7 protein-coding genes are annotated in these 6,774 nt (G+C 70.1%); all 7 read right to left on the bottom strand.

Features of this window, described 5'->3' with window-relative positions; genetic code table 11:
* Window positions 1–21 precede the first annotated feature (21 nt).
* Window positions 22–1,365 carry a cytochrome P450 gene (locus VGJ14_12815; protein HEY2833301.1) on the bottom strand — a complete coding sequence of 448 codons (1,344 nt, stop codon included), beginning with the start codon at window positions 1,363–1,365 and terminating at the stop codon, window positions 22–24.
* A gap of 35 nt (window positions 1,366–1,400) precedes the next feature.
* Window positions 1,401–2,723 (bottom strand): cytochrome P450, encoded by a 1,323-nt coding sequence (locus VGJ14_12810; GenBank protein ID HEY2833300.1) that lies wholly within the window; start codon window positions 2,721–2,723, stop codon window positions 1,401–1,403.
* A gap of 71 nt (window positions 2,724–2,794) precedes the next feature.
* A complete protein-coding gene (locus VGJ14_12805; protein HEY2833299.1) occupies window positions 2,795–3,433 on the bottom strand; it encodes a TetR/AcrR family transcriptional regulator in 639 nt (212 codons plus the stop codon).
* 45 nt (window positions 3,434–3,478) lie between these two features.
* Window positions 3,479–4,375 (bottom strand): FAD:protein FMN transferase, encoded by an 897-nt coding sequence (locus tag VGJ14_12800; protein ID HEY2833298.1) that lies wholly within the window; start codon window positions 4,373–4,375, stop codon window positions 3,479–3,481.
* Window positions 4,376–4,413: 38 nt separating this feature from the next.
* Window positions 4,414–4,713: a hypothetical protein gene (locus tag VGJ14_12795; GenBank protein ID HEY2833297.1), complete on the bottom strand. Its 300-nt coding sequence runs from the start codon at window positions 4,711–4,713 to the stop codon at window positions 4,414–4,416.
* 194 nt (window positions 4,714–4,907) lie between these two features.
* On the bottom strand, window positions 4,908–5,483 hold the full coding sequence (locus tag VGJ14_12790) for a hypothetical protein (protein HEY2833296.1): 576 nt from the start codon (window positions 5,481–5,483) through the stop codon (window positions 4,908–4,910).
* Window positions 5,484–5,747: 264 nt separating this feature from the next.
* Window positions 5,748–6,347 (bottom strand): hypothetical protein, encoded by a 600-nt coding sequence (locus VGJ14_12785; GenBank protein HEY2833295.1) that lies wholly within the window; start codon window positions 6,345–6,347, stop codon window positions 5,748–5,750.
* Window positions 6,348–6,774 lie beyond the last annotated feature (427 nt).

Here is a 6,774-nt window from a genome sequence, read left to right as displayed (position 1 = left end):
ACCTGTCCGGGACCGCGCGATTCATCCCCGAGCGGGAATCACCCGGTCGGCGCCGAGCCGAACCGGCATTGATGCGTAGCCGCGCAACAATCGTGCGGGCCGTCGGGTGGGCGCTGCGGTGGACCTCAGGTCTGCAAAGCGCTCGAACAGCATGCGCAGGCCGGTCTCGCCCTCCATCCGGGACAGTGCCGCGCCCAGGCAGTAGTGCACGCCGCCGCCGAAGGAGATGTGGTCCTTGGCGTTCGGCCGGGTGATGTCGAAGCGTTCCGGGTCGTCGAACACCACCGGGTCACGGTTGGCCCCGGCCAGCACCAGCGCGATGAACTTGCCCTTGGGCACCTCGAGGCCGGCGATGGTGGTGTCGGCGATGGCATGCCGCACCGTGTTCTGCGCCGGCGGGTCATAGCGCAGGATCTCCTCTACCGCATTGCGCCAGCCCTCGGGCCGCCCGCGCAGATCCTCCAGTTGCTCCGGGTGCGCGAACAGCAGCGCGCTGCCGTTGCCGATCAGGTTGACGGTGGTCTCGAAGCCGGCGGCCAGCACCAGTCCGGCGATCGACACCAATTCGATCTCGGTCAGCGGATCGTCGTCCGCGTCAGCGGCGGTGATCATCCGGCTGAGCAGGTTGTTCGCGGGCTCGCGGCGCAACGCGGCGAAGTGCTCGCGGAACCAGGAGTTCAGCTCCAACATCGCCCACTCGGCGCGACGCATGGTGGTGTAGTCGCGGCCGAAATCCAGCGAGACGGCCAGGGCGTGACCCCAGGACAGGAAGGTCGGCATCATCGCGAGCGGGACGCCGAGGATCTCCGCGATCACCCGGACCGGCAGCACCTCGGCGTAGTCTCCGATGAGGTCGCCGTTGGGGCCGTCCCGGGCCATGCCGTCGAGCAACTCCTCGGCGATCTCCACCACCCGCTGCTCCAGGTCGTTCACCGCCTTCGCGGTGAACGCGCGGGAGACCGCCTTGCGGGCCTTGAGGTGCTGTGGACCGTCGGTGACCAGCATCGACGGCGGGTCGACCGGGGACAGCGCCTCGGGCTCCATGGCCCACTGCAGCATGGTGCGGATGGGCCGCGGCGAGGACTCGATGGGGAAGCCGGTGTGCAGATCGGTCCGCTTGAGCAATTCGCTGACCAACTCGTAGCGGGCGGTGGCGAACGCGAACTTGCCGGGCACCAGGGCGGCGGTGTCCCGGATCTGCGCATAGAACGGGTACGGGTTGTCCCGCAGCTTGTCGTCCAGCACCAGGCGCGGGTAGATCTCGCCCTGCCGCAACCCGAGTTGCAGGGCCATCCGTCCGACGGCGTGCCGGGTGAACCAGCGGGTGAAGCCCTTCGGTCGGATCGGGGCGAGCGAGCTCTGCACGGTATCTCCTTGCGTTACGGGAAACTGAGGGATGATCAGGTGACGGACACGCCCGCGTGCAGCCGGACCGGCAGCTGTTGCCAGCCACGCAGGATCCGGGTGGGGCGCCGCTGCGGCGCGGCGGTCAGGCCCAGGTCGGGGAACTTCTCGAACAGCTTGCGCAGCGCGATCTCGCCCTCCAGCCGGGCCAGCGCCGCGCCCAGGCAATAGTGGGCGCCGGCGGAGAACGCCAGGTGATCGCGGGCGTTGGCGCGGGTGACGTCGTAGCGCGCCGGGTCGGCGAACACCGCCGGGTCCCGGTTGGCCGCGGCCAGCATGACCACCACCATTTGCAGTCGCCGCACGGTGGTGCCGCGGATCTCGATGGCGCGGGTGGCGTGCCGGGCGGTGTTCTGCACCGGGGAGTCGTAGCGCAGGGTCTCCTCGACCGCGTTGCGCCAGTCCCCGGCTGCAGAGCGCAGGATCTGCAGTTGCTCGGGGTGCGCCAGCAGCAGCACCACCGCGTTGCCGATCAGGTTGACGGTGGTCTCGAACCCGGCGGTGAGCACCAGCCCGGCCACCGCGGTGAGCTCGACGTCGGTCAATTCCGGCTCGTCCTCGGCGCGGCCGGCCAGGATCACCCGGGAGAGCAGGTCGTCGCCGGGCTCGTGGCGCAGCTGCTCGAAGTGGGTGAGCAGCCAGGTGTTCAGCGCGCGCAGCGCACGTTCGCTGCGGCGGAACGCCCGGTAGCGCATGTCGATGTCCAGACTTTGCGTCAGATCCGCGCCCCAGCGCAGGAACGTGTCCTGCATGTGCAACGGGACCCCCAACATCCCGGCGATCACCTGCACCGGAAGGGCGGCGGCGTAGTCGGCTACCAGGTCCACCCGACCGTCGGGCACGGTGCTCATCCGGTCCAGCAGGTCATCGGCGATGCGTTCCACGTCGGTGCCCAGTGCCTCCACGGCGCGGGCGGTGAACGCCTTGCTGACCAGCCGGCGGTAGCGGGCGTGTTCGGCACCGTTGGTCGCGAGCATTGACGGGGGTTCGACCGGTCCGGTCACCGTGTCGTCGTGCGCCCAGCGGATGGCGCGGGCGATCGGACCGACCATGGCGTCCTGCGGGAATCCGACGTGGAAGTCCTCGTGGCGCAGGATCTCCGAGGCCACCGCGTGCCGGGCGGTCATCATGGCGAACTTGCCGGGGACAATGTCCCCGCGCGAGCGGACCTCGTCGTAGAGGTTGTACGGATAGGCGCGGATGCGCGGGTCGGTGGCCAACCGGCCGTGCAGGTCGCCGCTGCGGGCGCCCGCCTTGATGACCGCGCGGGCGATCCCGTAGCGGCCGCCCCAGCGCACCACGGACTTCAGCTCGTTCATCGCGACCACTCCCCTCCGGGCGGTCGGCCGAGAAACTTACATTGTAAGTCTGGACGCGGCGGCCGCCCTTGTCAACCGCGACGCAGCGCGCCGAGCAGCAGATCCAGGCCGAATTCGAAGTCGGCGTCCGGATTCAGTTCCAGCAGCCGGGGGCCCAGGGCGGCCAGGTGCGGGAAACGCTCGATGGGGATCGCGGGCAGCGCATTGCCCTCGACGATGGCCCGCGCGGCCGCGGCGCGCGCGTTGGCGGTGGTGATCGAGCCGATCACGTAGGAGGTGAACGCCCGGATCAACCGAATTGCGTTGGCCTCCGGGTAGCCCGCCTCGTGCGCCATGTCCAGCGCATACTCCAGCGGCACCAGCGCCACCGTGGACATCGGGGCGCGGGACATCGACAACTGCATGCAGTTGGGATAGCGGCGCACCACGTCGCGGAAGGCATGCAGCAGCGTGCGGGCCCGGGCTTCCCAGTCCGCGCCGGGCTCGGTGGGCAGCTCGATCTGGGTACCCACCCAATCGGCCACCGCGTCCAGCAGCGCGGCCTTGTTCGGCACGTGGTTGTACAGCGACATCGCGGCGACATCGAGCTCCGCGGCGATGCGGCGCATGGACGCCGCCGCCTCGCCCTCCGCCTCGATGATGCGTACCGCGGCGGCCACGATGAGCTCCACCGACAGCCGGCCCCGGGGGGTGGCGGCGTCGGTGGTCATGGCCTCATCCTGCGATGCGTTCCCGGTCGGTGTGCCGGCGGGTGTTCATGCGGGCCACCCGTTGATGGCGTGCGTGCTGCCGGCCGCGTCGACCAACCAGGCCGGTGCGCCGATGCGGCGTAGCCATCCCGGGGCCTGCTGACCCCGAATCAGGGCCGCGGTGCTCAGCGTGTTGGCCGCGACACAGTTGCCCGCGACCACCGACGCACTGCGCCAGACCGGCGCCACCGGCAGGGCGGTGCGGGGGTCCAACACGTGGTGCATGCGGGTCCCGCCACGCCGCCACACCCGACGCTGCGTGCTCGAGGTGGCCAGGGCGGCCCCGGCGGGCAGCGTCACGGCGTCGGCCGGATCCTCGTCACGATCCTGCACGTCGATGCGCCAGCCGCCGTGCGGCGCCGGGCCCGCCGTGGCCAGATCCCCGCCCAGTTCGATCAGCACCCCGACATTGAACTGACGGTACGTCAGTTGCGCGCAATGGTCGGCTGCCGCGGCCTTCGCGGTGGCGCCAAGGTCCAGCACGGTGCCCGCGGGCACGGACAGCCGGTCTCCGGTCAGCCGAACCGCGCGCCAATCAACCCGGCGCGGACGCACCGGGGGCCGGTCGTCCGGGCCGATGAGCAGGTAGTCGCGGTCATAGCCCAGGCCGATCAATGCCGCGCCCAGGGTCGGGTCCAGATCGCCGTCAGTGCGCTCGGCGGCCTCCAGTGCCATCCGCAGCAACGCGGACAGCATGGGGCTGACCGTGGTGGTCAAGGGACGATCCACGGCCTGCGCGCACACCAGGCTCAGTTCGGAATCGGGGCTGAATCGATTGCACGCGGCCTCCACCAGGGCCAGTTCGGCCCGGATGAGGTGCAGGGCGGCGGGTAGCACGGCGGGGTCGGTGACCACGACGCGAGCGGTGGTGCTCCACAGGGTCCAGTCCGCTGAACTGTTCATCGACTTCCCTCCCACGCATCCGCCCCCGGTGGGTGCGCTCAGGCGTTGACCCAAACCAGGTCGTCGAGGGCGAGCACGAGCTTGGCCGCACGGGATGCCTCGGCCAACTCGAAGGCGTCGGCGGGCGTGCCCGGCAGGGTCACCACGACCTGCGCCGCATCCAGCGCGGCGGCGTCGTGCGCGGCGCCGGTGATCAGGTCGTCGACCAGCCCGGTGGTGTAGGCGGAGGCCACCCGGTGACCCGCGTCGGTGAGCATGATCTCGGCCGCCATGAATGCCGCGAATCGGTCGATTTCATCGACAAATCCGTCGTCCGGCCCGCAAAGGTAGACCCGCATCCTCGACCCCCCGTCGTAGGTGTGCGTCATCGCCGCTCGACGACATGGTCGTCCACCTACTACCCCGACGTGATCGGCCGAACGGCCCGGGTAACCGGTCCGTTCGGACGGTTTGAAGTCGGCATGGGTGCGCGGGTCGCCGAACACCGAACGCCCCGGCCGCCCGCGCGGGGCGGACGGGGCGTCCGAGCGCATCAGTGGTTGATCCTGACCCGGTAGCCGTCGTCGCGGTGGTCGCGGTGATCGCGGTGGTCAGTGCGGTCGCCGCCGCCGTTGAGCGGGTTTCGGTCCGGCACCTGGACCAGCACGCCGTTCGGCACGGTGAACCCGGCGGTCGGGCAGTTCGCGCTGCCGGTCACCAGGCCGGAGGAATCGGCGTTGCGCCGACCGCCGTCGCGCACCCATTCGATCGCGTCGGTGCCACGGGTCAGGCCGGCGATCGTGGAACGGTTGATGTGCAGTCCGATCGCGGCGTCGGTGAAGCCCGGCGTGGCCCGGGAGCCGGTGACACAGATGACCTTGCCGTCGGCGCGGCCGGCGTCGCTGCGGATCTCGAAGCGGCCGGAGCCGTCGTCAGAAATGCCCTTCACGTCGATGGAAACGCGGTCATGGGTGGGCAGCTGGGTGAACCGCGCCTGCCCGGCGACCGTGGTGATCTGGAAGTGCGGTTGCTGGTGGCGGGCCTGTGCGGCGGTGGCCGGGACCAGGCTGGTGGCGGTGGTGGCCGCGGTAACGGCGGCCAGAGTCAACGCGCGCTTGGTCTTGGTCATGACGATCCCCTCCGTGTGTCGGTCTGTCGCACGTTCGGGAGTTTTGGCCCGGGTGCGGACTTCGACGCGAATCCCCCCGCGTCGTCCCTTACACCCTTGCTTGGCCTGCGCTTCGAACCGCGGGATCTTCGATGTTTTTTGCCATCCCGCAATCGTGAAACGGTCCCCAACCGGGCCAAGACCGGACAAGCCTCCGGGTGTGGGTTTCCTCGGTGGTGCAGAACGCCCCGCTCACCCGAGGGTGAGCGGGGCGCCCGGCGCTCGTCAGTGTTGGATCTGCACCCGGAAGCCGTCGCGGCCGCGGTCGAAGCCGTCGTCAGCGCGGTGATAGCGGCTGTACCGCTGCCACCGGTCCTCGCCGGGGTTGTTGTCCCCGGGTTGGTCGGGGACGGTGACCAGCACCCCGCTCGGCACGGTGAACCCGGACTCCGGGCAGGTCGCGGTGCCGGTCACCAGGCCGGAGGCGTCGGACTGGTTCCCGCCGCCGTCGCGCACGTACTCGATCGCGTCGGTGCCGCTGGGCAATCCGGCGATCGTGGACCGGGTGATGTGCACCCCGATGGCGGCATCGTTGACGCCGTCGGTCGCGGTGGAACCGGTGACACAGGTGATCCTGCCGCGGGCGGTGCCATCGTCGTTCTGGATGCCGAACGCGCCGAAGCCGCCGTCGGCGACCCCTCGGGCGCCGACGAGCACCTGATCGTGGGTGGACAACTGCGTGTAGTCCGCGTGCCCCATGACCGTGGTGGTCTCGAGGTCGCGAGGCTGCATGTGGCGGGCCTGGGCCGTGGCCGGGACCAGGGCGATCGCGGTGGCGGCTGCCGTAACGGCGGTGGCGGTCAACGCGCGCTTGGTCTTGGTCATGACGGTTTCCCTCCCTGTCATCGTGCGACGCGAACCCCCCGCGTCGTCCCGCGACCTTTGCCCGCTCGGTTCGGGCTAACCACTCATCGCACGCGGATTTCTGCCGGGATCTGTTCGCGAAACCGGACAAGCCCGGACAGCCCACCGGACAAACCGGGCGGCCGGCCCTCTCAGACACCCGAAGCGGCGGGATCAGATGGCCGGAGATCGGCGAAGCTGTCGGTGCCCCCGTCCAGACTCACGGCATGAGTCTGCGAGTCGCGCTCTACGCCCGAATCTTCACCCAGGAACTCGCCCCGCGCACTGCGACGTCGTGCACCCACTGCTGTTCAACCTCCTTCGTTGCCGGTCGTGCGAGAAGGCCCTCTACAAGAACCAATTTCCGACCCGGGTGCGGACGGGGACTCTGGTTTGTCTCGATCCGGCG

The sequence above is a fragment of the Sporichthyaceae bacterium genome (assembly GCA_036493475.1).
Classification (GTDB): domain Bacteria; phylum Actinomycetota; class Actinomycetes; order Sporichthyales; family Sporichthyaceae; genus DASQPJ01.
Note: the sequence above shows the minus strand (reverse complement) of the source record. Positions and strands in the feature narration are given on the sequence as shown.

What these genes read in the sequence shown, in the direction of transcription:
- VGJ14_12810 (HEY2833300.1), bottom strand. Translation starts at nt 2,723, where the DNA reads ATGAACGAGCTGAAGTCCGTGGTGCGCTGGGGCGGCCGCTACGGGATC.
- VGJ14_12805 (HEY2833299.1), bottom strand. Translation starts at nt 3,433, where the DNA reads ATGACCACCGACGCCGCCACCCCCCGGGGCCGGCTGTCGGTGGAGCTC.
- VGJ14_12800 (HEY2833298.1), bottom strand. Translation starts at nt 4,375, where the DNA reads ATGAACAGTTCAGCGGACTGGACCCTGTGGAGCACCACCGCTCGCGTC.
- VGJ14_12795 (HEY2833297.1), bottom strand. Translation starts at nt 4,713, where the DNA reads ATGCGGGTCTACCTTTGCGGGCCGGACGACGGATTTGTCGATGAAATC.
- VGJ14_12790 (HEY2833296.1), bottom strand. Translation starts at nt 5,483, where the DNA reads ATGACCAAGACCAAGCGCGCGTTGACTCTGGCCGCCGTTACCGCGGCC.
- VGJ14_12785 (HEY2833295.1), bottom strand. Translation starts at nt 6,347, where the DNA reads ATGACCAAGACCAAGCGCGCGTTGACCGCCACCGCCGTTACGGCAGCC.